This is a genomic window from Cupriavidus sp. CPT47-8839-RL05A (genome assembly GCF_058792255.1).
Map to the genome: position 1 here is coordinate 204,819 of NZ_JBYTEG010000006.1, position 23,309 is coordinate 228,127.

Annotated in this window: 21 protein-coding genes; 2 read left to right on the top strand and 19 right to left on the bottom strand. The window is 68.1% G+C overall.

Going from position 1 to position 23,309, the window contains the following annotated elements:
* Positions 1-36: 36 nt before the first annotated feature.
* The 11 genes from AC3WVS_RS09375 to AC3WVS_RS09425 form a co-directional block, all read right to left on the bottom strand.
* The gene (locus AC3WVS_RS09375) at positions 37-1,536 is read right to left on the bottom strand and encodes a cytochrome D1 domain-containing protein (protein WP_492318380.1); all 1,500 of its coding nucleotides are present in this window, start codon (positions 1,534-1,536) and stop codon (positions 37-39) included.
* Complete coding sequence (gene nirJ, locus AC3WVS_RS09380) at positions 1,533-2,696, bottom strand: heme d1 biosynthesis radical SAM protein NirJ (RefSeq protein ID WP_492318381.1); 1,164 nt, start codon at positions 2,694-2,696, stop codon at positions 1,533-1,535. Before nirJ ends, AC3WVS_RS09375 begins: the two co-directional genes overlap by 4 nt.
* A gap of 12 nt (positions 2,697-2,708) precedes the next feature.
* Positions 2,709-3,209: a siroheme decarboxylase subunit beta gene (gene ahbB / locus AC3WVS_RS09385; RefSeq protein WP_492318382.1), complete on the bottom strand. Its 501-nt coding sequence runs from the start codon at positions 3,207-3,209 to the stop codon at positions 2,709-2,711.
* A complete protein-coding gene (locus tag AC3WVS_RS09390) occupies positions 3,209-3,673 on the bottom strand; it encodes an Lrp/AsnC family transcriptional regulator (protein WP_492318383.1) in 465 nt (154 codons plus the stop codon). The genes ahbB (AC3WVS_RS09385) and AC3WVS_RS09390 overlap by 1 nt, the downstream gene beginning before the upstream one ends.
* Complete coding sequence (ahbB, locus tag AC3WVS_RS09395) at positions 3,670-4,668, bottom strand: siroheme decarboxylase subunit beta (RefSeq protein ID WP_492318384.1); 999 nt, start codon at positions 4,666-4,668, stop codon at positions 3,670-3,672. Before ahbB (AC3WVS_RS09395) ends, AC3WVS_RS09390 begins: the two co-directional genes overlap by 4 nt.
* Positions 4,669-4,677: 9 nt before the next feature.
* On the bottom strand, positions 4,678-5,913 hold the full coding sequence (locus AC3WVS_RS09400; RefSeq protein WP_492318385.1) for a cytochrome D1 domain-containing protein: 1,236 nt from the start codon (positions 5,911-5,913) through the stop codon (positions 4,678-4,680).
* Positions 5,853-6,215 (bottom strand): c-type cytochrome, encoded by a 363-nt coding sequence (locus AC3WVS_RS09405; protein ID WP_492318386.1) that lies wholly within the window; start codon positions 6,213-6,215, stop codon positions 5,853-5,855. Before AC3WVS_RS09405 ends, AC3WVS_RS09400 begins: the two co-directional genes overlap by 61 nt.
* Positions 6,216-6,227: 12 nt before the next feature.
* Positions 6,228-7,892: a cytochrome D1 domain-containing protein gene (locus AC3WVS_RS09410; protein WP_492318387.1), complete on the bottom strand. Its 1,665-nt coding sequence runs from the start codon at positions 7,890-7,892 to the stop codon at positions 6,228-6,230.
* 221 nt (positions 7,893-8,113) lie between these two features.
* Complete coding sequence (gene leuD, locus AC3WVS_RS09415) at positions 8,114-8,758, bottom strand: 3-isopropylmalate dehydratase small subunit (protein ID WP_492318388.1); 645 nt, start codon at positions 8,756-8,758, stop codon at positions 8,114-8,116.
* On the bottom strand, positions 8,751-10,169 hold the full coding sequence (leuC, locus tag AC3WVS_RS09420) for a 3-isopropylmalate dehydratase large subunit (RefSeq protein ID WP_492318389.1): 1,419 nt from the start codon (positions 10,167-10,169) through the stop codon (positions 8,751-8,753). Before leuC ends, leuD begins: the two co-directional genes overlap by 8 nt.
* Before the next feature lie 20 nt (positions 10,170-10,189).
* Complete coding sequence (locus AC3WVS_RS09425) at positions 10,190-11,152, bottom strand: tripartite tricarboxylate transporter substrate binding protein (protein WP_492318390.1); 963 nt, start codon at positions 11,150-11,152, stop codon at positions 10,190-10,192.
* A 102-nt stretch (positions 11,153-11,254) separates the two neighbouring features.
* Between AC3WVS_RS09425 and AC3WVS_RS09430 the strand changes: the two genes are divergently transcribed.
* Entirely contained in the window at positions 11,255-12,181 is a 927-nt protein-coding gene (locus AC3WVS_RS09430; protein ID WP_492318391.1) for a LysR family transcriptional regulator, read from the top strand.
* Positions 12,182-12,298: 117 nt separating this feature from the next.
* Positions 12,299-12,871 (top strand): DUF2889 domain-containing protein, encoded by a 573-nt coding sequence (locus tag AC3WVS_RS09435; RefSeq protein WP_492318392.1) that lies wholly within the window; start codon positions 12,299-12,301, stop codon positions 12,869-12,871.
* On the opposite strand, the gene mobB is transcribed toward AC3WVS_RS09435, so the two are convergent.
* From mobB to AC3WVS_RS09475, 8 genes are all read right to left on the bottom strand, one after another.
* Positions 12,837-13,394: a molybdopterin-guanine dinucleotide biosynthesis protein B gene (mobB, locus tag AC3WVS_RS09440; protein ID WP_492318393.1), complete on the bottom strand. Its 558-nt coding sequence runs from the start codon at positions 13,392-13,394 to the stop codon at positions 12,837-12,839. The two genes, AC3WVS_RS09435 and mobB, sit on opposite strands and share 35 nt — an antisense overlap.
* Before the next feature lie 4 nt (positions 13,395-13,398).
* A complete protein-coding gene (locus tag AC3WVS_RS09445; protein WP_492318394.1) occupies positions 13,399-14,106 on the bottom strand; it encodes a carbonic anhydrase in 708 nt (235 codons plus the stop codon).
* 15 nt (positions 14,107-14,121) lie between these two features.
* Positions 14,122-14,874, bottom strand: coding sequence for a peptidylprolyl isomerase (locus AC3WVS_RS09450; protein ID WP_492318395.1), 753 nt, complete (start codon positions 14,872-14,874; stop codon positions 14,122-14,124).
* Positions 14,875-14,902: 28 nt separating this feature from the next.
* Positions 14,903-15,586 (bottom strand): respiratory nitrate reductase subunit gamma, encoded by a 684-nt coding sequence (gene narI / locus AC3WVS_RS09455; RefSeq protein WP_492318396.1) that lies wholly within the window; start codon positions 15,584-15,586, stop codon positions 14,903-14,905.
* 121 nt (positions 15,587-15,707) lie between these two features.
* Positions 15,708-16,373: a nitrate reductase molybdenum cofactor assembly chaperone gene (gene narJ / locus AC3WVS_RS09460; protein WP_492318397.1), complete on the bottom strand. Its 666-nt coding sequence runs from the start codon at positions 16,371-16,373 to the stop codon at positions 15,708-15,710.
* Between the two features lie 29 nt (positions 16,374-16,402).
* A complete protein-coding gene (gene narH, locus AC3WVS_RS09465; RefSeq protein WP_010810870.1) occupies positions 16,403-17,953 on the bottom strand; it encodes a nitrate reductase subunit beta in 1,551 nt (516 codons plus the stop codon).
* Entirely contained in the window at positions 17,950-21,690 is a 3,741-nt protein-coding gene (locus AC3WVS_RS09470; protein ID WP_492318398.1) for a nitrate reductase subunit alpha, read from the bottom strand. Before AC3WVS_RS09470 ends, narH begins: the two co-directional genes overlap by 4 nt.
* Before the next feature lie 197 nt (positions 21,691-21,887).
* Positions 21,888-23,273, bottom strand: a complete 1,386-nt coding sequence (locus AC3WVS_RS09475; RefSeq protein ID WP_492318399.1) for a NarK family nitrate/nitrite MFS transporter — start codon at positions 23,271-23,273, stop codon at positions 21,888-21,890.
* Positions 23,274-23,309 lie beyond the last annotated feature (36 nt).

The window sequence follows — 23,309 nt, forward strand, 5'->3', positions numbered from 1 at the left end:
TCGGGCTCCTGCAATGGGGGGCATCACCACGCCGGCTCAGTGGCTGGTGCCGGCCGAGCGCGTGGTCTTGTTGAAGACGTTGTACTTGCCGATGGGCTTGTCCATCGGCAGGCGCCTGACCTCCTGCAAGGTGGCCGCGTCGTAGACCACGATGGCGCCGTCGCGCTCCATCAGGCTGACCAGCGCGTAGCGCCCGTCGCGCGTGAATTCGACGTGGGCAGCGGTGCGCCCCGGGCTCGGCGTGACGCTGCCGACCACCCGCAGGCCTTGCTTGTCGATCACCTGCAGCGTGTCGCGCTTCGGGCTCATCATGGCGTCCGCCCAGGCGTAGGGGGTGTTTTCATGGCTGCGCAGGAAGAAGCCCGGACCGTTGGTCGGTATGGTGGAGACCGTGTGCCAGTCCTGCATGTCGATCACCGTGATGCGGCCTTGCCCGAGGTCGGGCGAGGCCATCACTTCACGGCCATCGCGCTGCCAGGTGATGCCGCTGCCCAGGTGCGGCATGCCGCCAAGCGCAAGCGCCGCGACCTTGCGGCCCTGCAGCAGGTCGATCACCTGGCCGCCACCCTTGCGCGAAGCGCCCAGGATATGGCGATAGGACTGATCGAAGAAGAAGTCGTCGAGCACGTCGTCCAGCACCACCACGCGCGGGGCCAGCGCCGGCAGCGGCGCACCGGCCGCATCGGCATACGGAATCTCCCAGACCTCGGCGATATCCTTCAGCGCGGCAATAAAGCTGTGGCGCGGCGCGGCGTCGTAGACGGCGGAGACGCGCGAGGCCTCGCCATTGCGCCCCTTCACGTCGATCACCCGCGCCAGCGACAGGTCGTCGGCATTGAGCAGCACCAGCGTGCGCGGCAGCGTATTGCCGGCCAGCACCCAGCGGCCATCATCGCTGACGGCGACGTTGCGCGTGTTCACGCCGACCCGGATCTCCGCCACATAGGCCAGGTTCCACAGGTCGTACTTGCTGACCCAGCCATCGCGGCTGGCCAGGTAGACATAGCGGCCGTCGCGGCTGAACTTGGGGCCGCCGTGCAGCGCAAAACGGGTGGCAAAGCGATGGACCGGTGCCAGCCGGTCCCCGTCGAGCACGGTCATATGATGGCTGCCGGCCTCCACTACCACGAACAGGTTGTGCGGATCGGCGCTGAACACCGGCCGCGCCGGCAGGCTGCCGGGGGCGTGGTGGACGATATGGCTGGCGCGGATGGCCTCCGCGCTCCATTGCGGCGTGGCTGCGGGTGCCGTGCGCAGCCAGCGCGCCAGGGCCTGCAAGTCAGGCTCGGCCAGCGTGGCGGCGAATTCCGGCATCTGCGTGGCGGCGCGCCCATCATGCAGCACCTGGTCAAGTTCGCCGGCGCGCAAGCGCTCCAGGCTTTCCGGCAGCAGCGCGGGGCCCATGGCGCCGAGGCGGTCGGCGCCATGGCAGGCGGCGCAGTGCTGGCTGTAGAGCGCCGCGGGGTCGGCGGCCATGGCGGCCTGCGCGGCGCCGGCAAGGGCCAGGGTGACCAGCCATCGGAGCACAGTCTTCATGCCGCGACCTCCGTGCCCGGCGCATGCGCGATCTCGGCATCGCTCAGGTAGCAGCCCGGGTCTTCCGCCCAGGCGTTGCCTGTCAGCGCAAAGGCGCGCACCCGGGTATTGCCGTTGCAGATGGCGCGATATGCGCAGCCTGAGCAACGCCCCTGCAGCGGACGCGGCTTGCTGGCCAGGCCCGCCATCAGCGGATCGGCGCGGCTGGCCCAGATCTCGCCGAACGGCCGCTCGCGCACATTGCCCACGGTCACCTGCCACCACATCGTGTCGGGATGGACATTGCCGAGGTTGTCGATATTGGCCACGCCGACCCCGGTGGCGTTGCCGCCCCAGTGTTCCAGCCGCTGGCGCATATCCGCCAGGCGGTGCGGCAAGTGCCTGGCGATCCAGTACAGCAGGTACACGCCATCCGCATCGTTGTTGCCGGTGACGAAGTCGCCCGCATGGCCCTGCTGCGTGCGCTGCCAGACGTGGTCGAACAGCCAGTCGAGCGCGGCGCGGGTGCGCGCATGGTGCGCGTCTTCGGCGCGATGGCTGCGTGCACGGCCAGCATAGTTGAAGTGCGACAGGTAGAACTTGTCGATGCCCTCGCGCTCGGTCAGCGCCACCAGGTCGGGCAGTTGTGCCGCGTTGGCTTCGGTCAGCGTCATGCGCACGCCCACGCGCAGACCGGCCGCGCGCGCAATGCGCAGGCCCGTCAGCGCCTGCGCAAAGGCGCCGTCGCTGCGGCGGAAGCGGTCGTGCGTGGCGGGCAGGCCGTCCAGGCTGACGCCGACGTAGTCGAAGCCCGCCGCCGCTAGCCGCGCGGCATGCGCTGCATCAAGCAGCGTGCCGTTGGACGACAGCGACAGGTGGAAGCCGAGCGCGCGCGCCCGTGCGGCAATCTCGTAGAGGTCCGGCCGCAGCAGCGGTTCGCCCCCGGACAGGATCAGCGCGGGTACGCGCGCATCGCGCAACTGATCGAGCACGCGCAGCGCCTCGGCGGTGTCCAGCTCGCCCTTGAAGTCCGTGTCGGCGGAGGTGGCATAGCAGTGCCGGCAGTTGAGGTTGCAGCGGCGGATCAGGTTCCAGATCACCGCCGGGCCGGCGGGCTTGCGCGGCGGCGGCACCGGGCCGGCATCGCGCAGGGCTTCCATGAAGCGGGACAGGCGGAACATGGGCGGGGTTTCCTATTGGTCTGGGCCGGGCGGCGGCAGGCGCAGCCCGGTTTTCTTGAGGATGCGGGTGGACCACAGCACGTCGTGCGCGCGGCAGGCGTCGCCAAGCAGTGCCGCGATCACGGCAACCTGCGGCGCGGCGTCTTCGCGGGAGCGCGCATGGACCATCGCGAACAGGTTGTAGGGCCAATGCGGCAAGTGGCGCGGACGGCAATAGCAATGGCTGACGAAGGGCAGGGCGCCGATGCGCTGGCCCAGCGTGTCGATGCACGCATCGTCCACGTCCCACACGGTCATGCCGTTGGCGCGCCAGCCCAGCCGGTAGTGGTTGGGAACGGCGCCGATACGGCGCAGCACGCCGCGCGCCTGCATCGCGGCGAGCCGCGCAATCACTTCCTGCTCGGTCAGGCCGAGTGCGCCGGCCACTGCCGCGTAGGGCGCCGGCACCAGCGGCAGTCCTGCTTGCGTGGCGCGGATCAGCGCCAGGTCGACGGGATCGACAGGCTCGGGCATCAGGCGGGCAGGTAGAGGTTGACGAAGAACTCGCGTTCCTTGGGGAACGGCAGGATCTCGACGCCGGCCGCCGCCGCAATGCGCGCGAGTACCGGCGCGACATCTCCCCGCCTCGCCACCGCCAGCACGAACCACAGGTTCAGGTGATGGGTGCGCGCGTAGTGGTGGGCGACCTCGGGGTGCGCGTTGATGGCGGCGATCACGGCGTCCATCCGTGCGGCGGGCGCATGGCAGGCGCACAGCACGAAGCTTCCGCCTGCGCGCTCGATCTGGTAGAGCGGGCCGAAGCGCGTCAGCACGCCCGCGGCAAGCAGTGCGCGCAGCCGCTCCAGCAGTTCGGTCTCGGTGATGCCGAGGGCCGACGCGGCTTCGGCATACGGATGCGGCACCAGCGGCAGCCCGCGCTGCAGCGCGTTGATGATGCGGCGGTCGAGCGGGTCGAGTGCGGCGATTGCACCGGTCATGCCGACACCTGCATGGCATAGCGTGTGCCGCGCTGCTTGTAGCAGCGCGTGCCGACCAGCACGGTCCCGGGCGCATGTTCCAGCCCGGCGGTGGCATGGATGCGCGCCAGCGCGGGCTGCAAGTCCTGCGCATTGCGCGCATGGACCATCGCAAACAGGTTGTAGGGCCAGTCGGGCAGCCGGCGCGCGCGGCGGTAGCACAGGGTCACGCGCGCCTGCCGGGCCAGCCGCATGCCGATGGCGTCCACGTGTGCGTCGGGCACATCCCACACGCACATGGCGTTGTGGCCGAAGCCGAAGCGCCCATGCTGCAGCACCACGCCCAGGCGCCGGATCACGCCCTGCGCGGACCAGCGCGTCAGCCGCTCCAGGACCTGAGGCATCGCCATCCGCGCTTGCGCTGCCAGTGCGTGGAACGGGCGCGGCGTCAGCGGCAGGCCGGCTTCCAGTGCGGCCACCAGGCGCCAGTCGTCATCGTCCAGGGCGACAGGCGCGGCGGGAGCGGCGGGAGCGGCCGCGCTGGCAGCGCGGCGGGCGCGTGCGCTGCCCGGGCGCGCGAGCGGGAAGCCGAGGTCGATGTGATACTCGCGGGCCATCGGCAGGTCCAGCGGCGCCAGGCCGGTCATGTCCCCGATCGACGCCAGCGTGACATCGAGCATGCGACGCTCGCGCGCACCCGCGACGAACCACAGGTTGTACGGGTGGCCGCTGCGCGCATAGTTGTGGCTGACCGCCGCGCAGGCGCTGACGCGCGCCGCCACGCGGTCCAGCTGGGCCGGCGGCACGGACAGCGCCGCCAGCGTGCTGACGCCGATCACGTTGGGCGCGAACACGGCGCCGACGCGGCTGATGCGCCCGCTGCCCAGGTCGCGCGCCAGCAGGCTCAGCAGCGTGTGCTCGCACAGGCCGAGCTTGCCGGCCAGCGCCTGGTAGGGCCGCGGCTGCAGCGGGAAATCGCGCTGCAGGGTGTCGTAGACGTTCAGTTCATCGTACATGGTGCCCCTTTACATGCCGAACCGTTGCGCGCGCACGGTGAAGAAGATGCCGCTGGGGTTGTCGGCGGGCAGCGTGGCAATTCGCGCCAGGCTGGCGGTGTCGTAGACCTCGACACGGTCGTCGTCGCGGCAGGACAGCCACAGGGATTCGCCCTTGGGCGTGAACTCCATGTGCAGCACGCCGCGGCAGGGATGCAGCGTGCGCACCACCTGGCGCGTGGCGGTGTCGATCACCTGCACCGTGTCGTTGTGGGGGAAGGCGAAGTTGACCCAGACCTGGCGCCCGTCGGGTCGTGCCATCACAAAGACCGGCTGGCCGGCCAGGGCCACGCGCGCGGCCTGCTGCCAGCCGTTGGCGGGATCGGCCACCAGCACCTCATGACGGCCGATCGCCGGCAGCCAGGCCATGCCCTGGGCCATGGCCCAGCCGCGCAGGTGCGGCATCTTGTAGACCGGCAGCGGCGCGCTGCCGCGGCCGTAGCCGGAGAGCACGCGGCGCGACTGCAGTGGCGCCTGCCACAGGTCGACCAGCGCCAGGCCGTCCTCACCGAACAGCCCGGCCAGGTACCAGCGGCCGTCGGGCGTGGCCAGTCCGTCGTACGGCTCGCGGCCGGCGGGCAGGCGTGTCACCTGCGGCTGGCGCGGATCGCTGGCGTCGATGATCCAGACCTCGCCGGATTCGAACAGGCTGGCGGCAAAGCGGCGGCCGGGCAGGTCGGCCAGGCCCACCACCTTGGAGCGGCGGCCGTCATTGCCGATGGCCGGCAGCTCCGCCAGCGGCTCAAGCGTCTGGGCGTCGAACAGGCGGATGCCGCCGGGCGCGTAGTTCTGCGCGGCCACCACGCGGCCATCCTGCGAGATCGCGCCGCCGATGCTGTTGCCCGCCTGCAGCACGCGGTGGGTGATGCGGGCGCCGAGCAGGTCCACGCGCGTCAGGCCGCCGTCGCGGCCGAAGACATAGGCGTAGCGTGCATCGCGCGAGAACACCACGCTGGCGTGGGACAAATCGCCCAGTCCTTCCACGGTTGCCAGCCGGGTCATGCCGGTGGTCTCGACGATCTGCAGCCGTCCGGCGGCGCGCTCCACCACCACGCCCAGGTCGCCGGTGCCGCGCACGGCGCTGGCACAACCGGCCACCAGCGCGGCGGCAACGGTGGCGCACAAGGCCGCGGCCAGGCCGCGGATCAGTTGCCTTGCGGCGAGGCGGCCGGTGGCTTGCCGGCCTGCAGTCGATCGATCAGCCATTGGGCTTCATCCTGCGTCATGAAAGGTTGCCAGGGCGGCATCGCGGTGCCGGGGCGGCCGTACAGCACGGTGGCCACCAGGCCCTCGGGCGGCTTGCCGGACAATGCCTCGCGCGTCAGCGGCGGGCCCAGCCCGCCGCGCAGCGTCATGCCGTGGCAGGCGCCGCAGTCATCGCGCAGCCAGTGCGCAAGCTGCGCCTGCCGGGCAGGATTGGGCTGGGCCGCCGCGCCGGGCGCTGCACCCAGCAGGGCTGTTGCCAGCCCCGCCAGTGCAGCGCGCCGCCAGGCGATGTGATTACGCATGGTGGCGCCGGCTCAGTACACGTCGTGCTGCGTGTTGTAGGCGTTGAACTTGCCGGTCGGGGTGATCAGGCGCTTGTCCTTGATCACGGTCTTGAGCGTGCGGGTCTTGTCGTCGACCACCACCAGCGCGGACTCGCCGTCCTTGGTGCCCCAGACCGAGAACCAGACCTCGTCGCCGGCCTTGTTGTACTCGGCCTGCACCACGCGCCTGGCGCCCGCGCCCTTGAGGTCGGCCCAGTCGGCGATCGGCAGCACCTTGTAGCCGGCTTCCAGGTTGCGCGTGTCGAACACCGCCACCGACTGGTTGAGCTTGGCGTCAGGGTTCAGCGGCGTGTCGACCCACAGGTTGGACGACTTCGGGTGGGTCTTGATGAAGAGCGAGCCCCCGCCCTGGCCCTTGATGGTCTGCACCACCTTCCACGCCTGCGCGGGGTGTCCGGCCGGATCGGTGCCGATCAGGCTGATGGTCTCGTCGCCAAGGTGGCTGGTGGTCCAGACCGGGCCGAACTTCGGATGCGTGAAGTTGGCGCCGCGCCCCGGATGCGGGGTCTTGCCCACGTCGATCAGCGCGGCCAGCTTGTTCTCCTTGGTGTCGACCACGGCGATCTTGTCGGACGCATTGGCGGCCACCAGGAAGTAGCGGCCGGTGGCGTCGAAGCCGCCGTCATGCAGGAACTTGGCTGAATCAATCGTGGTGGTCTTCAGGTTGGACAGGTCCGAGTAGTCGACCATCAGGATCTTGCCGGTCTCCTTGGCATTGATCACGAACTCTGGATGGAAATGGCTGGCGACGATGGCCGCCACGCGCGGCTCGGGGTGGTATTCGTTGTCCACGGTCATGCCGCGCGTGGAGACCACCTTGAGCGGCTTGAGCGTGTCGCCTTCCATGATCACGTACTGCGGCGGCCAGTAGGAGCCGGCCACGGCATACTTGTCTTCATAGCCCTTGTACTTGGAGGTCTCGACCGAGCGTGCCTCCATGCCGATCTTCACTTCGGCGACGATATCGGGCTTGGGCAGCCACAGATCGATCAGGTCCAGCCGCGCGTCGCGGCCGATCACGTACAGGTAGCGCCCGGACGCCGACATGCGCGAGATATGCACCGCGTAGCCGGTCTTGACGATATTGATGATCTGCTTGCTGTCGCCGTCGATCAGCGCCACTTCGCCGGCGTCGCGCAGCGTGACCGAGAAGAGATTGTCCAGGTTGTACTGGTTCATCTTCCTGGTCGGGCGCTGGGCCACCGGCAGGATGTCCTTGCGGCTTTTCTCGATATCGGCCAGCGAGTACTCGGGCGGGGTCGGCGGGTCGAGCTGGATATAGCGCGCCATCAGGTCGACTTCCTTGTCGGAGAGGTCGCCCGAGGTGCCCCAGTTGGGCATGCCGGCGGGGCTGCCGTACTTGATGAAGGTCTTCAGGTACTCGGTGCCGCGTGCGCGGGTGATGTCAGGCGTCAGCGCCTTGCCGGTCGCGCCCTTGCGCAGCACGCCGTGGCAGCCGGCGCAGCGCTCGAAGTAGATCTGCCGGGCGTGGTCGAACTCAGCGGCAGTTAGGGTGGGGATGGCGGCCTTCTGTTCCGCTTTCGGTTCTGCCTTGGTGGCTGCATGTGGCAGCCCGAGCCAGAGTGAGAGCGGCAATGCCGCGATTGCCGGGTACAGCCAGTTTTTTGCTTTCATGGGTGCCGTGGATCAGCGGTGAGGAAAGCGGTTTCGCGGTGCCCATGCCTGCGTGGCGGGCACCTGTCGTCATGTGGAAATCATGCGGACACACTGACGACATGGAATTGACTGGCATCAAACGACGGCGGTGGTGCGGGAACGAAGTGTGGGGTGGTTGATGCTTGTGGTTGCTATGGTGCAAGCGCACCGTGAAGGCGATGCGCTTGCAAGGGCATGCTTCAGGTCGCGCCCAGGCGGTCGCGCGTGCGCCTGGCCACGTTCGTTGTCCACGGGAACGCGCTCTGGTACTGCTGGATGAACTGCTCGATCTCGCCGCGCTGCCGCAGCGACAGGCCGATCATGTCCAGCCCCTCGATAAACATGCGGCGGTGCCGTGCCGACAGCTCGAAGGCGTAGTTGCCGGAGGGGGTGCGCACGCGCATCGCCCCGACATCGATGCTGATGGTGTTGCCCGCGTCCGCGTCCACGTCGTTCATCAACTGCTCGATCACCTCGCGCGGCAGCATCACCAGCAGCAGCCGGTTGTTCATCGCGTTCGAATAGAAGATCTCGCCGAAGCTCGGCGCAATCACGGCGCGGATGCCGAATTGCTGCAGGCCCCAGACGGCGTGCTCGCGGCTGGAGCCGCAGCCGAAGTTGGCGCCGCTTACCAGGATGCTGGTGCCGGCGTACTCGGGCCGGTTCAGCACGAAGCCAGGGCGCGGCGCGCCGCTGGCATCGAAGCGGTGGTCGTAGAGGATGCCCTCGGCCAGCCCGGCCTTGTCGATCCCGCGCAGGAACTGCTTGGGGATGATCTGGTCGGTATCGAGGTTCTCGAAGCGGATGGCGGCGCCTTTGCCGGCGATGCAGGTGGGTTCAGGCATGGGTGATCTCCAGCTTGCGGACGTCGGTGATGACGCCGGTGACGGCGGCCGCGGCGGCCATGGCCGGGCTCATCAGGTGGGTGATGGCACCGCGTCCCTGCCGGCCCTCGAAATTGCGGTTGGTGGTGGAAGCGCAGCGCACGCCGTCGGCGAGCACGTCGTCGTTCATGGCCAGGCACATCGAGCAGCCCGGTTGCCGCCATTCAAAGCCGGCGGCGGTGAGGACTTCGGCCAGGCCCTCGCGCTCGGCCTGGGCCTTGACCGCGCCCGATCCGGGCACCACCATGGCCCGGACCCCGGCGGCCACCTTGCGGCCGCGCACCACGCTGGCCACCGCGCGCAGGTCCTCGATACGGCCGTTGGTGCAGGAGCCGATGAAGACGTGCTGGATCGGCGTGCCTGCCAGCGCGGCGCCCGGCTGCAGGTGTGTGTACGCCAGCGCGCGCTCGACCGAGCGCTGCTCGGCCTCATCGAGCTGGTCTTCCGGGAACGGAATCTGCCCGGAAACCGGCAGCACCTGGTCCGGGCTGGTGCCCCAGGTCACGTAGGGCTCGATCTCGCTTGCGTGGAACACGAAGTCCATGTCGAACACGGCGTCAGCATCGCTTTGGAGAGTCGCCCAGTAGCCGAGCGCGGCGTCGCGCTGCGGGCCTTCGATATCGACGGCGCGGCGCAGCACATAGTCGGTGGCGACCGCGTCCGGCGCGATCAGCGCGCCGCGCGCCGCGGCCTCCACGGTCATGTTGCACAGCGTGAAGCGTGCCTCGACGCTCAGGTCGCGGATCGCCGATCCGCAGTACTCCACCACATAGCCGCGCGCACCCTGCGCGCCGATCGCGCCGATGATCCTGAGGATCAGGTCCTTGGCGGTGGTGCCGGCGGGCAGCTTGCCGTCCACGCGGATGCGCATGGTCCTGGCCATCCGGTAGACCAGCGTCTGGGTGGCCAGCACATGCTCGACCTCGGAGGTGCCGATGCCAAAGCCCAGCGCGCCGAGCGCGCCATAGGTGGTGGTATGGCTGTCGCCGCAGATCACCACCATGCCCGGCCGGATCATGCCGTGCTCGGGCGCGATCACATGCTCGATGCCCTGCAGCGTGTCGTTGGTGTCGAACAGCGGGATCGCGTGCCGCTCGCAATTGGCACGCAGGTTGGTGGCCTGCAGCGCCGAGGCCGGGTCCGCGATCACGCGGATTGCGCTGGGGTGCGTCGGGATGATATGGCTGACCACCGAGACGTTCTGGCCGGGCACCAGCACGCCGCGGTCCTGTTCACGCAGCCCGGCGAAAGCCTGCGGGCTGGTGTACTCGTTCATCAGGTGCAGGTCGCAGTACAACAGCACATTGTCGTCGTCGATCCTGGCCACGGTATGGGAGTCGACCAGCTTCTGGTATAGCGTCTTGGGGGTCATGGCAACTGCCTTGTCTGTCGTTATTCCGCGGTGATGCCGCGCTGCCTGATCAGGTTGGCCCACACGGGCATCTCCTTTTCCAGGCGCTGGCGGGCGGCCTCGGGCGTGGTCGGGGTGGGCTCGAAGCCTTCCTTGAGCATGCGCTCACGGGTTGCCTGGGCGGCCAGCGCGGTGTTCAGCGTCGCGTTCAGCTTGTCGATCACGGGCCTGGGCGTGCCGGCCGGGGCAAACACCATGAACCAGGTCTCGAAGGCATAGCCGGACAGGCCCGCCTCGGCCGCGGTCGGCACATTGGGCAACTGCGGCGCGCGCTTGCTGCCGGTGACGGCGAGCGCCTTGAGCTTGCCGCCCTGCACATGCTGCTGCGCGGCCGAGATCACCGGGAAGCTCATGTCGACCTGGCCCGCGATGGTGTCGACCAGGGCAGGGCCGCCGCCGCGGTACGGCACGTGGACGATGGAGACGTTGGCCACCGACTTGAACAGCTCGGCCGACATATGGAAGGTGCTGCCGTTGCCCGCGGACCCGTAGGTCAGCTTGCCCGGCGTGGCCCTGGCAGCGGCGATCAGTTCCTGCAGGTTCCTGGCGGGCACGTTGTTGTTGACCACCAGCACGTGCTGCGAACTGGCGACCATGCCGATCGGGGCCAGGTCCTTCAGCGTGTCATACGGCATGCGCGGGAACAGGCCCGGGTTGATGGCCAGGGACACCGTCTGCAGGCCGATGGTGTAGCCGTCGGCGGCGGCCTTGGCCACGGCATCGACGCCGATATTGCCGCCGGCGCCGGCACGGTTCTCGACCACGATGGTGCCGCCCAGGCTCTTCGACCAGGCATCCGAGACCAGGCGGGCGGCGATGTCTGCGCTGCCGCCCGGGGCGTACGGCACGATCAGGCGTACCGGGCGCTGGGGATAGGACTGGGCCGCGGCCGTGCCGATCGACGCGGCACACAGCAGCAAGGCCGTGAGGTGGGCAACTTTCATGGGTGTCTCCTGGTTTAGGAATCGTTATGGAAACCATCGTATCATTCACCTAGAGGCACATAATTCAAACTCAGTTACTTCTTTGTTTCCTGATATTCACTAATGGATAACCTCTCGGACGTCGCGTTCTTTGCGTGCATCAACAAGCACGGCAGCCTGGCCGGCGCGGCGCAGGAGCTTGGCGTGACGCCGCCCGCGGTCAGCAAGCGGCTGGCGGGGCTGGAGGCACGGCTGCGCGTCCGGTTGCTGCACCGGACCACGCGCCGCATCAGCCTGACGCCGGAAGGGGAAAGCTATCTGGTGGAGGGGGCAAGGATCCTGGCGGAGATGGAAGCGCTGGAGCGATCGATCGCGGGTACCGGCAGCACCCCGCACGGCTTGCTGAAGATCGGCGCAACGCTCGGCTTCGGACGGCGGCATATCGCGCCGGCGCTGTCGGGGTTCTCGCGCCGCTTTCCGAACATCGAGGTCCAGCTCTACCTGACCGACCGGCCCCTGAACCTGGTCGAGCAGGCCCTGGACGCCATGATCCACTTTGGCGAGATGCCGGACGTGAGGCTGACGGCGCGCCTGCTGGCCAACAACCGCCGCCTGCTCTGTGCCGCGCCGTCCTACCTGGAAGCGCGGGGCGAGCCGTCAAGCCCGCGCGAGCTGGCGCGGCACAACTGCATCTTCATCCGCGAAGCCGACGAGACCTTCGGCACCTGGCACCTGCGCCATGGCGCGCAGCAGGAGACCGTCAAGGTCCGCGGCACCATGAGCACCAATGACGGCGAGTCGGCGCTGGCCTGGGCGCTCGATGGCCAGGGCCTGATCGTGCGCTCCGAGTGGGATGTTGCGGAGCCCCTGCGCAGCGGCGCCCTGCGCCGGGTGCTGCCGCAATGGCAGTTCGCGCCCGCGGATATCCACCTGGTGTTCCCGGCGCGCAACCATCGTCCGGACAAGGTGCGGGCGCTGGTGGATTTCCTGCTGGAGCACTTTGCCAGCCACCGTGCCTCCGGCGCGGGCAGCCCGGACAGCAGCTGGTAGCCATCTGGCGGCGATCCTGCGCGGCACTGGAGCCGCGCCACCCGATACTGGGGGGCGATTCCGGCGCCGCTAGCGTCCATCATGACCGGCAATACCAGAAGCCCGACGGAAACACGCATGGAAACAGCCCCCACGCCCCAACCCGGACGCACGCTGCGTCACACCCGCCAGATCCAATGCCGCGGCTATCTGCGCGACGATGGCCTCTATGACATCGAGGCCGATATGGATGATATTTCCGCCGACGCCACCGAACTGCCCTTTGTCAGCGTGCCCGACGGGGGCTTCATTCACCAGATGCGCCTGTGCATGACGATCGACGCGGACCTGGTGATCCGGCGCTTCGAGGCCCGCACCGAGACCGGCCCGACGCCATACTGCGCGGAGATCAACGCCGCCTATCGGCAGCTCGAGGGCCTGCGCATCGGCGGCGGCTTCCGGCAGCAGGCCAGGGCGCGCCTGGGGGGCGCCAAGGGCTGTACCCACCTGACCGAGCTGCTGGGGCCGCTGGCCACCACCGCGATGCAGATCATCATGTCGGTCCAGCGCGAACAGTCGCCGTGGCATGCCAAGCTGGCGGGAGACGAGCCCGTACCCCGGCCCTGGATACTGGACACCTGCCACGCCTACCGCAACGACGGCGAGGCCGTGAATGTCATCTGGCCGTTGCACCGTCGCGCGAGCGACTGAACGCGGCGGCCGCGCTCGCCGCCCCCGCCTCGTCCTTCATGGCGAGGATGAAGCCCCCCACCTGTGCAATGTCGTCAAGGGCCATGCAAGGCAGTACCGTGTCCATGCGCGCATCGCTGGCCAGCGCGACGATCGAAGGGTCGCCCGGGTAGTAGGGCGCGCGCCCGTGCGCCGGCCGGTAGACCTCGATGCGCGGAATCGCCTCGCGCCGGAAGCCTTCCACCAGCGTGATATCGGCCGGCCGCAGGCGCGCCACCTGCTCGGCCAGCGTCGGCTCGGCCTCGTCGGCCAGTTCGCGCACGATGGCGAAGCGATAGGGCGATGCCACCATCACCTCGGCCGCGCCGGCGGCGCGAAAGCGCGCGCTGTCCTTGCCCGGCGGCTCCAGTTCCAGCGGATGATGGCTGTGCTTGATCACGTTGACGGTCAGGCCCTGCGCGCGGAACCACGGCAGCAGTGCCGTGATCAGCGTGGTCTTGCCGCTGCCGGAGGTGCCGGTAATGCCAAGGATGAAGGGATGCATGGGGTCAGGGTTCGCAGGGTTCGCGGAGTTCAGTTTGGGCGGGCAGCGGGCACACCAGCGGCAGGAAGCTGTCGGCACGCTGCGAATAGGCCAGCAGCGCGCCGGCCTGCAAGTCGAAATACCAGCCGTGCAGCGTCAGCGTGCCGGCCTCCAGTGCGCGCCGCACGAACGGGAAAGTCTGCAGGTTGCGCAGCGACACCAGGATCGCCGCCTGTTCGCAGGCGCGCTGGCGCTCGGCGGCGCTGGCCGCGGCCAGGGTTTCCTCCACCTGCCTGCGCGCTGGTGCCGCGATGCGCACCCAGGCGCCGATGTAGTCGGGGTCTTCGCTTTCGTCGGGCGGATGGTCGCCGGCGTCGGCCGGCTGCGCCAGCAAGGCGCGGATGCCGCCGCAGCCGCCGTGGCCCATCACGATGATGCGCGCCACGCGCAGCTGCTGCACGGCAAACTGGATCGCCGCGGATACGCCGTGCAGGCTGCCTTCATGGCGGCCGGTGCAGGGCGGCACCAGGTTGCCGATATTGCGCACGGTAAAGAGCTCGCCCGGATCGCAGCCCAGCAGCAGGCCAGGATCGACGCGTGAATCGCTGCAGCCGATCAGCAGCGTGGGCGGCCGCTGGCCCGTGCGCAGCGTGTCGAACAGCCCGGGCTCGTCGTCGAAATAGCGTTGCTGGAAGCGTTCGAAACCTTTGAGCAGTTGTTCGATGTGATGCATGGCGGCGTCCGGGCGCTACTGCACCAGCGGGCTGTCGGCGCCCTCCAGCTCGATGCCTTCGATGCGCGCGCGCCCGATCAGCAGGCTGGCATACTGCTTCCAGGCACGGTCGCGCGCGGCGCTGGCCAGGGCGCGGGCAATGTCGCCGCGCACCGCATCGAAGGGCAGGCGCGTGCCGGGGCAGCGTTCCAGGATGCGCAGGATATGCAGGCCATAACGGGTCTCAAGCAAATGCGGCAGCACGCCGTCCTGCTGTCCGGCGAACAGCGCGCGCTCGAATTCCGGCGCGGTCTCGCCGCGGAACACGCGGCCAAGGCGGCCGCCGTTGGCGCCGCTCGGGCAGTTGGACAGCGCGCGGGCGTGCTCGGGAAAGGTGGAAGGATCGCCGCGCACCAGTGCCAGCGTCTGCGCGGCAATCTCGCGCAGCGCGTCCAGCGGCACGCGCGGCGTGACCTGGAACAGGATATGGTCGGCCTCGACCCATTCGCCGTCGCGAAAGCGCTCGGGGCGGCTGTCGTAGTGGCGGCGGCAGCTGGCTTCGTCGGGCTCGGGGATGCCGGCCTCGCGTTCCAGCAGGGCCAGCGCCAGGGCGTCGTCGTCCAGTCCTTCGGCGGCAAGGCCGATGCGGTCGGCTTCGGTGCGCACCAGTTGGCGCAGGATGGCCGAGATGGTGGCCAGCCGCGCCGGGTTGGCGGCATCGTGATGGTGGTCCAGCTCGCGTTCGATATCGGCGTCGCGCAGTTCCACGCCGTTGACGGTGACAGGCATGCTGTTTCTCCTTGTCGGGTGGCGGCGCTCAGCGGCTGCGCACCAGTTGCCAGGCGCGGCCGAGATAGCCGACCGAGGCGAAGCCGCTCCACACATGCACCAGCCGCGTGAACGGGAAGATCGCGAACAGCGTGATGCCCATGAACAGGTGCGCCTTGAACAGCAGCGGCGCATCGGCGATATAGCTGGCGGCATCGCCGCGCAGCGTGACGATGTGCTGTGCCCAGGTCATCAGCTGCACCATCATGTGGCCGTCCATGTGGCTGGCGGATTCGAAGATGGTGGACAGGCCCAGCAGCAGCGTCACCAGCAGCCACAGCAGCAGCACCTTGTCGCCGGTGCGGGTCACGGCCGACACGCGGGCGTTGGTCAGGCGGCGGTGCAGCAGGATCAGCAGTCCGGCCAGGCACATGGTGCCCATCACGCCGCCGGCGGCCATTGCCACGGCCTGCTTGAAGCCGTGCGAGACACCCAGCGCATCCCACACCGCCACCGGCGTCAGCAGGCCGACCAGGTGGCCGAAGAACAGGCCGAGGATGCCGACGTGGAACAGGATGTTGCCGGTGCGCAGGTTGCCGCGGTACAGCACCTGCGAGCTGTCGGTCTTCCAGGTGTATTGCTCGCGCTCGAAGCGGGCCAGGCTGCCGAACAGGAAGATGGCGGCAGCGATGTACGGGTAGATGCCGTAGAGGAATTGGTGGAGGGTTGCCATGGTGTGTTAGCTCGCTAGGATCGATCGTGTGTTTGGCTTGCCTGTGTCTTCGCTGTTGCCGACTGTGTTCCCTCTTCCCCTCAGGGGGGAGGGGAGCAAACAGTCGGCTCGCGTAAGCATTTCAGCAAGGCAATGGCACCGGCGCCGTGCCACGCGGATAGAACTTCACCGCCTGCGGCCCGCCTTGCGGCGCCAGCAACGGCTCCACGCCATCAGCCCCCGGCCCGAAGGTCTCCAGCGCTTCATCCATATCCCGCACCGGCGGCTCCTGCTGCGGTTGCGGCTGCACGTCGGTCAGCGTGCGCAGCACCGCGAACACGCCGGCGTACGGGCTTTCGTTGCGCGCCAGGCGCTCGCCGATCGCGGCCAGCACGTGGATCGCGTCGCCCAGCAATTGCTCGGCGCGCGCTTCCTTGCCGTCGGCCACCAGCGCGCCGAGGAACTCCAGGAACAGCGGCACGTAGTCGGGCAGCTCGGACGCGGCGGGTTCAAAGCCTTCGCGCCGGTACTCGTCGATCAGGTCGACCATGGCCTGGCCGCGGTCGCGGCTTTCGCCGTGCACGTGCTCGAACAGGTGCAGCGAGTGCGCCGGGTTGCGGTCGAAGGTGGCGACGTAGTTCTCCTGCAGCGCGATCAGCGACTCGCTGCGCAGCAGGCCGGTCACGGGGGCCAGCAGCTCGCGCGCCTGCGGCCATTCGGCCAGCGCGGCGTCGATCTCGGGCAGGGCGTCGAGCAGTTCCTGCTCGGGATAGCCGAGCAGGGCGCTGAGGATGGGATAGAGGGGCATGTTGTTCTCCGTGCGGTTCGTGGCAGGCATCAGCTCATCACTGCCTTCTTGCGCGACTTGGGCATGTCGGCGAAGTGGACGCTGCCCTGTGGCTTCTTGCCGAACAGCGAGCCGTCCGAGGCGCCGCCCGAGCAGCCGTTGCCGAAGGTGAAGCCGCAGCTGGCCTTGTCGTTGAAGCTGTCCTCGACCATCTCCTTGTGCGAGGACGGGATCACGAAGCGGTCCTCGTAGTTGGCGATGGCCATGGTCTGGTACATGTCCTCGACCTGCGCGGGCGTCAGGCCCACCTGCTCCAGCACGCCCAGGTCCTGCACGCCGTCCACCACCTGCGAGCGCTTGTACGCGCGCATCGCCAGCATGCGGTCCAGTGCGGACAGTACCGGCATCACGTCGCCCGCGGTCAGCAGGTTGGCCAGGTACTTGACCGGGATGCGCAGGCTCTTGACGTCCGGGATCACGCCGTTCATGCCCATGTGGCCAGCCTCGGCCGCGGATTGGATCGGCGACAGCGGCGGGACATACCAGACCATCGGCAGGGTGCGGTACTCCGGGTGCAGCGGGAAGGCGATCTTCCACTCGCACGCCATCTTGTAGACCGGCGACTTGCGCGCGGCATCGAGCCAGGTTTGCGGGATGCCCTGGCGCAGCGCCTCGGCCTGCACCGCCGGGTCGTGCGGATCGAGGAAGACGTCGAGCTGCGACTGGTACAGGTCGCGCTCATCGGCCACCGATGCCGCCTGCTCGATGCGGTCGGCGTCGTACAGCATCACGCCGAGGTAGCGGATGCGGCCGACGCAGGTCTCGGAGCAGACCGTGGGCTGGCCGGCCTCGATGCGCGGATAGCAGAACAGGCATTTCTCGGCCTTGCCGCTCTGCCAGTTGAAGTAGATCTTCTTGTACGGGCAGCCCGAGATGCACATGCGCCAGCCGCGGCACTTGTCCTGGTCGACCAGCACGATGCCGTCGTCCTCGCGCTTGTAGATCGAGCCCGACGGGCACGAGGCCACGCAGGCCGGGTTCAGGCAATGCTCGCACAGGCGCGGCAGGTACATCATGAAGGTGTTCTCGAAGGTCGAGTACATCTCCTTCTGCACGTCGTCGAAGAGCTTGTCACGGCCGCGCGAGCTGAATTCGCCGCCGAGGTCGTCTTCCCAGTTCGGGCCCCACTCGATCTTTTCCATCTTGCGGCCCGTCAGCACCGAGACCGGACGCGCGGTGGGCGGGGTCTGCACCAGCGGCGCCTTCTGCAGGTGCTCGTAGTCGTAGGTGAAGGGCTCGTAGTACTCGTCGATCTGCGGCAGGTTGGGGTTGGCGAACAGGTTCGCCAGGATCTTCAGCTTGCCGCCCTGGCGCGGCTCCAGCGTGCCGTCGGCGTTGCGCTTCCAGCCGCCCTGCCACTTGTCCTGGTTCTCCCATTCCTTGGGGTAGCCGATGCCGGGCTTGGTCTCGACGTTGTTGAACCAGGCGTACTCGACGCCGTCGCGGCTGGTCCAGACGTTCTTGCAGGTCACGGAGCAGGTATGGCAGCCGATGCACTTGTCGAGGTTCAGCACCATGGCCACCTGGGCACGGATCTTCATTGCGAGGCTCCTTCCTTCTCAGTCTTTTCCACGAGCGGCCCTTCCAGCCAGTCGACCTTCTTCATCTTGCGCAGGATCACGAACTCGTCGCGGTTGCTGCCCACGGTGCCGTAGTAGTTGAAGCCGTAGGCCAGCTGCGCGTAGCCGCCGATCATGTGGGTGGGCTTGGTCACGGCGCGCGTGACCGAGTTATGGATGCCGCCGCGCATGCCGCTGGTCTCGGCGCCGGGCACGTTCACGATCTTTTCCTGGGCGTGGTACATCAGGCACATGCCCTTGGGCACGCGCTGCGACACCACCACGCGCGCCGTCAGCGTGCCGTTGACGTTGAAGACCTCGACCCAGTCGTTGTCGCGGATGCCGTTGGCCTTGGCCTCGGTCTCCGAGATCCACACGTGCGGGCCGCCGCGCGACAGCGTCAGCATGCGCAGGTTGTCCGAGTAGGTGGAGTGGATGCCCCACTTCTGGTGCGGCGTGATCCAGTTCAGCACCAGCTCCGGGTTGCCGTTGGGCCTCTTGCCCAGCATCGGCGCCACGGTCTTGGTGTCGATGGCCGGCTTGTACACGCACGCGCCTTCGCCGAAGTCCAGCATCCAGCGGTGGTCCTGCCAGAACTGCTGGCGGCCGGTCAGCGTGCGCCAGGGGATCAGCTCGTGCACGTTGGTGTAGCCGGCGTTGTAGCTGACCTCTTCCGATTCCAGGCCCGACCAGGTCGGCGCGGAGATGATCTTGCGCGGCTGCGCCTGCACGTCGCGGAAGCGGATCTTGTCGTGCTCGCGGCCTTCGGCCAGGTGCGTGTGGTCGCGGCCGGTGATCTTCGACAGCGCTTCCCACGCCTTGACGGCGACATGGCCGTTGGTCTCGGGCGCGAAGGTCAGGATCATCTCGGCGGCATCGATCGCGCTCTCCAGCCGCGGGCGGCCCTGGCTGACGCCGGGCTCCTTCACCGTGTGGCTGAGGTGGCCGATCTCCTTCACTTCATGCTGGGTGTTCCAGTTGATGCCCTTGCCGCCATTGCCGAGCTTGTCCAGCAGCGGCCCGATCGAGGTGAATTTCTTGTAGATGTCGGCGTAGTTGCGTTCGACCACGGTCATCGACGGCGCGGTCTTGCCGGGGATCAGGTCGCACTCGCCGGCCTTCCAGTCCTTCGGCTCGAACGGCTGGCCCAGTTCGCCCGGGGTGTCGTGCAGCAGCGGCGTGCACACCAGGTCCTTGCGCGTGCCGAGGTAGGGCCCGGCGATCTCGCTGAACTTCTTCGCGATGGCCTTGTAGATCTCCCAGTCGGTCTTGCTTTCCCACAGCGGCTGCACGGCTTCGGACAGCGGGTGGATGAACGGGTGCATGTCGGACGTGTTGAGGTCGTCCTTCTCGTACCAGGTGGCGGTGGGCAGCACGATGTCGCCGTACAGGCAGGTGGTGCTCATGCGGAAATCCAGCACGGTCAGCAGGTCCAGCTTGCCTTCGGCGGCCGGGCGCACGTTGACTTCGCTCGGCTTGATGGCGTCGTTCTCGTCGCCGAACACGGCGTTCTGCGTGCCCAGCAGGTACTTCAGGAAGTACTCATGCCCCTTGCCCGAGCTGCCCAGGATGTTGGAGCGCCACACGAACATATTGCGCGGGAAGTTGGCCGGGTTGTCGGGATCGTCGCAGGCGAACTGGAGCTTGCCGGACTTCAGTTGCTCGACCGTGTAGGCGACCGGGTCCTGCCCGGCGCGCTCGGCCGCATCGACCACGTCGAGCGGATTGGTGCCGAGCTGCGGTGCCGACGGCAGCCATCCCATGCGTTCGGAGCGCGCGTTCAGGTCCAGCAGCGACAGGCCGTCATAGCGCTTGCGGTCGGCGGTCGGCGACAGGATCTCGTCGACGGCCAGCTTCTCGTGGCGCCACTGGCTGGTGTGGTTGTAGAAGAACGAAGTGCCGTTCATCTGGCGCGGCGGGCGCGACCAGTCCAGGCCGAAGGCGAGCGGTGCCCAGCCGAACTGCGGGCGCAGCTTTTCCTGGCCGACGTAGTGGGCCCAGCCGCCGCCGCTCTTGCCGATGCAGCCGCACATCATCAGCAGGTTGATGATGCCGCGGTAGATCATGTCGTTGTGGTACCAGTGGTTGAGCGCGGCACCGACGATGACCATGCTCTTGCCCTGCGTGCGGTCGGCGTTGTCGGCGAATTCGCGCGCAACCTGCGTCACCAGGCGGGCCGGGACTGAGGTGTGCTTTTCCTGCCAGGCGGGGGTGTAGGGCACGTCATCGTCGTACGAGGCGGCGACGTTCGGGCCGCCGAGTCCCTGATCCACGCCGTAGTTGGCCATCTGCAGGTCATACACGGTCGCCACCAGCGCAGTGCTGCCATCGGCCAGCATCAGCCGGCGTGCCGGCACGCGGCGGCGCAGCAGTTCATCGTGTTCGCCGCCGAAGTAGGGGAAGCCCACTTCCACCACCTCGTCTTCATTGCCGAGCAGCGACAGGCGCGGCTCGACCGGGCGGCCGCTGCCGCCGTCCTTCATCTCCAGGTTCCAGCGGCCGACCTTCTCGCCGCCGTTGTGGGCGCCTTCGCCCCAGCGGAAGCCGATCGAGCCGTTGGGCGCGACGATCTCGCCGGTGGCGTCGTCGACCAGCAGGGTCTTCCACTCGGGATGGTTGGCTTCGCCGAGGTTGTCGGCCAGGTGCGACGCGCGCAGGAAGTGGTCGGGCACCAGCGTGCCCTGGTTGTCACGCAGCAGCACCAGCATCGGCATGTCGGTGTACTGCTTCACGTAGTCGCGGAAGTAGGCGGACTTGCCGCTGGCGTGGAATTCCTTCAGCACCACGTGGCCCATGGCCATCGCCAGCGCGGCGTCGGTGCCTTGCTTCGGCGCCAGCCAGATGTCGCCGAACTTGACCATCTCGCCGAAGTCAGATGACACCGCGACGGTCTTGGTGCCCTTGTAGCGGACCTCGGTGTAGAAGTGCGCGTCGGGCGTGCGGGTCTGCGGCACGTTCGAGCCCCACACCATCAGGTAGGTGGAGTTGTACCAGTCGGCCGATTCCGGCACGTCGGTCTGTTCCCCCCACACTTGCGGGCTGGCCGGCGGCAGGTCGCAGTACCAGTCGTAGAACGACAGGCAGGCGCCGCCGAGCAGGCTCAGGTAGCGTGCGCCGGCGGCATACGACACCATCGACATGGCCGGGATCGGCGAGAAGCCGATCACGCGGTCCGGACCGAACTTCTTCACGGTAAAGGCATTGGCCGCGGCAATGATCTCGGTGGCGGTGTTCCAGTCGGCGCGCACGAAGCCGCCCTGCCCGCGCACGCTCTTGTAGCGCGCGGCCTTCTTCGGATCCTGGCTGATCGATTCCCACGCGGCGATCGGATCCATGGTCTTGCGGGCCTCGCGCCACATCTCCATCAGGCGGCCGCGGATCATCGGGTACTTGACGCGTTGCGCGGAGTAGACGTACCAGCTGTACGAGGCGCCGCGCGGGCAGCCGCGCGGCTCATGGTTGGGCAGGTCCGGGCGCGTGCGCGGATAGTCGGTCTGCTGGGTCTCCCACGTGATCAGGCCGTTCTTCACGTAGACCTTCCACGAGCAGGAGCCGGTGCAGTTCACGCCGTGGGTCGAGCGCACGATCTTGTCGTGCTGCCAGCGGCTGCGATAGCCGTCTTCCCACTTGCGGTCTTCGTTCACCACCGCGCCGTGGCCGTCCGCATAGGTGGACTTGACGCGCGACATGAACTTCAGTCGATCCAGGAAATGACTCATTGCTTTGTTCTCCGCGAGTGCTTTGCTGCGGGCGCTCCGGTGGTTTCAGGAGCTTTGCAGGGACACTCTCAGCTTATGGGGGAGGCGGGCGGCAGCCAATTCGCTGGTGGAACAGCCGCCGCATGGCGATCGGGCTAGGCGCCGGGCGCGGGACTAGTTCGGAAGAACTAGCCCGGCCGGCGGTACTGGTGACAGGGTCAGCAGGGCATGGGCGCGTTGCGGCGCGCGTAGTGCCACCACGTCACCAGCACGCAGCTGAGGTAGAAGGCGATAAAGCAATACAGCGCGGCGTCGGCGGCGCCGGTCAGCTCCAGCGAGGTGCCGAAGCTCTTGGGGATAAAGAAGCCGCCGTAGGCGCCGATCGCACCGGAGAAGCCCAGCACCGCGGCGGATTCCTTGCCGGCGTCCTGCAATGCCTGCTTCTGTGCCGCGTCGCCCTTGCCCGCGGCAGCGCGCTGGCGCTCGGTCAGGAAGATCACCGGAATCATGCGGAAGGTCGAGCCGTTGCCGATGCCGGTCAGCGCGAACAAGGCGATGAAGGCGGCCAGGAAGAATGTGAAGTTGCCGCCGGCGCCGTCATGCGGCAGCGCCGCCAGCACCGCGAACACCGCGGCGATCATGCCGACGAAGGTCCACAGCGTGACCCGCGCGCCGCCCAGCTTGTCGGAGATCCAGCCACCCACGGGACGCGTCAGCGCGCCTACCAGCGGCCCCAGGAAGGCATAAGCGGTGGGATTGACGCCGGGGAACTGCGACTTGGTCAGCAGCGCCAGCCCCGCAGAGAAGCCGATGAACGAACCGAAGGTGCCCACGTACAGCCAGCACATCAGCCAGTTGTGCTTGCGCTTGAAGATCACCGCCTGCTCGGCAAACGATGCCTTGGCATCCGCGATGTCATGCATGCCGAACCACGCCGCCAGTGCCGACACGATGATGAACGGCACCCAGACAAAGCCCGCGTTCTGCAGCCACAGGTCATGCGTGGCGCCGTTGGCCGTGTACTGCTGCGGCTCGCCGCCGAGCGCGCCGAACACGGCGATCGACACCACCAGCGGCGTGACGAACTGCACCACCGACACGCCGAGGTTGCCGATGCCCGCGTTCAGCCCGGTGGCCAGCCCCTTCTTCGCCTTCGGGAAGAAGAAGCTGATATTGGCCATCGACGAGCTGAAGTTGGCGCCGCCCAGCCCGCACAGCAGCGCCAGCACCAGCAGCGTCGGATAGCCGGTGGACGGGTCGCGCAGCGCGAAGCCCATGCCCAGCGCGGGGATCAGCAGCAGTGCGGTGGAGATCGCGGTGAAGCGCCGCCCGCCGAACACCGGCACCAGGAATGAATAAAAAATGCGCAGCGTGGCGCCGGACAGCGCCGGCAGCGCGGTCAGCCAGAACAGCTGGTTCTTGGTGAACTGGAAGCCGGCGCGGTCGAGGTTGACCGCGACCACGCTCCACAGCATCCAGACCACGAAGGCCAGCATCAGCGCTGGGATCGAGATCCACAGGTTGCGGTAGGCGATGCGCTCGCCCTGGCTTTGCCAGAAGACCTTATTCTCGGGCTCCCAGCGGGTCAGTACGGAAGAGGACATGACAGTGTGCCTTGGTTGTTGTGCGTAACAGGGGCC

Bases quoted from the DNA above. Each gene is read 5' to 3' on its own strand.
- AC3WVS_RS09375 (WP_492318380.1), bottom strand. From the start codon at position 1,536: ATGAAGACTGTGCTCCGATGGCTGGTCACCCTGGCCCTTGCCGGCGCC.
- nirJ (WP_492318381.1), bottom strand. From the start codon at position 2,696: ATGTTCCGCCTGTCCCGCTTCATGGAAGCCCTGCGCGATGCCGGCCCG.
- ahbB (WP_492318382.1), bottom strand. From the start codon at position 3,209: ATGCCCGAGCCTGTCGATCCCGTCGACCTGGCGCTGATCCGCGCCACG.
- AC3WVS_RS09390 (WP_492318383.1), bottom strand. From the start codon at position 3,673: ATGACCGGTGCAATCGCCGCACTCGACCCGCTCGACCGCCGCATCATC.
- ahbB (WP_492318384.1), bottom strand. From the start codon at position 4,668: ATGTACGATGAACTGAACGTCTACGACACCCTGCAGCGCGATTTCCCG.
- AC3WVS_RS09400 (WP_492318385.1), bottom strand. From the start codon at position 5,913: ATGGCTGATCGATCGACTGCAGGCCGGCAAGCCACCGGCCGCCTCGCC.
- AC3WVS_RS09405 (WP_492318386.1), bottom strand. From the start codon at position 6,215: ATGCGTAATCACATCGCCTGGCGGCGCGCTGCACTGGCGGGGCTGGCA.
- AC3WVS_RS09410 (WP_492318387.1), bottom strand. From the start codon at position 7,892: ATGAAAGCAAAAAACTGGCTGTACCCGGCAATCGCGGCATTGCCGCTC.
- leuD (WP_492318388.1), bottom strand. From the start codon at position 8,758: ATGCCTGAACCCACCTGCATCGCCGGCAAAGGCGCCGCCATCCGCTTC.
- leuC (WP_492318389.1), bottom strand. From the start codon at position 10,169: ATGACCCCCAAGACGCTATACCAGAAGCTGGTCGACTCCCATACCGTG.
- AC3WVS_RS09425 (WP_492318390.1), bottom strand. From the start codon at position 11,152: ATGAAAGTTGCCCACCTCACGGCCTTGCTGCTGTGTGCCGCGTCGATC.
- AC3WVS_RS09430 (WP_492318391.1), top strand. From the start codon at position 11,255: ATGGATAACCTCTCGGACGTCGCGTTCTTTGCGTGCATCAACAAGCAC.
- AC3WVS_RS09435 (WP_492318392.1), top strand. From the start codon at position 12,299: ATGGAAACAGCCCCCACGCCCCAACCCGGACGCACGCTGCGTCACACC.
- mobB (WP_492318393.1), bottom strand. From the start codon at position 13,394: ATGCATCCCTTCATCCTTGGCATTACCGGCACCTCCGGCAGCGGCAAG.
- AC3WVS_RS09445 (WP_492318394.1), bottom strand. From the start codon at position 14,106: ATGCATCACATCGAACAACTGCTCAAAGGTTTCGAACGCTTCCAGCAA.
- AC3WVS_RS09450 (WP_492318395.1), bottom strand. From the start codon at position 14,874: ATGCCTGTCACCGTCAACGGCGTGGAACTGCGCGACGCCGATATCGAA.
- narI (WP_492318396.1), bottom strand. From the start codon at position 15,586: ATGGCAACCCTCCACCAATTCCTCTACGGCATCTACCCGTACATCGCT.
- narJ (WP_492318397.1), bottom strand. From the start codon at position 16,373: ATGCCCCTCTATCCCATCCTCAGCGCCCTGCTCGGCTATCCCGAGCAG.
- narH (WP_010810870.1), bottom strand. From the start codon at position 17,953: ATGAAGATCCGTGCCCAGGTGGCCATGGTGCTGAACCTCGACAAGTGC.
- AC3WVS_RS09470 (WP_492318398.1), bottom strand. From the start codon at position 21,690: ATGAGTCATTTCCTGGATCGACTGAAGTTCATGTCGCGCGTCAAGTCC.
- AC3WVS_RS09475 (WP_492318399.1), bottom strand. From the start codon at position 23,273: ATGTCCTCTTCCGTACTGACCCGCTGGGAGCCCGAGAATAAGGTCTTC.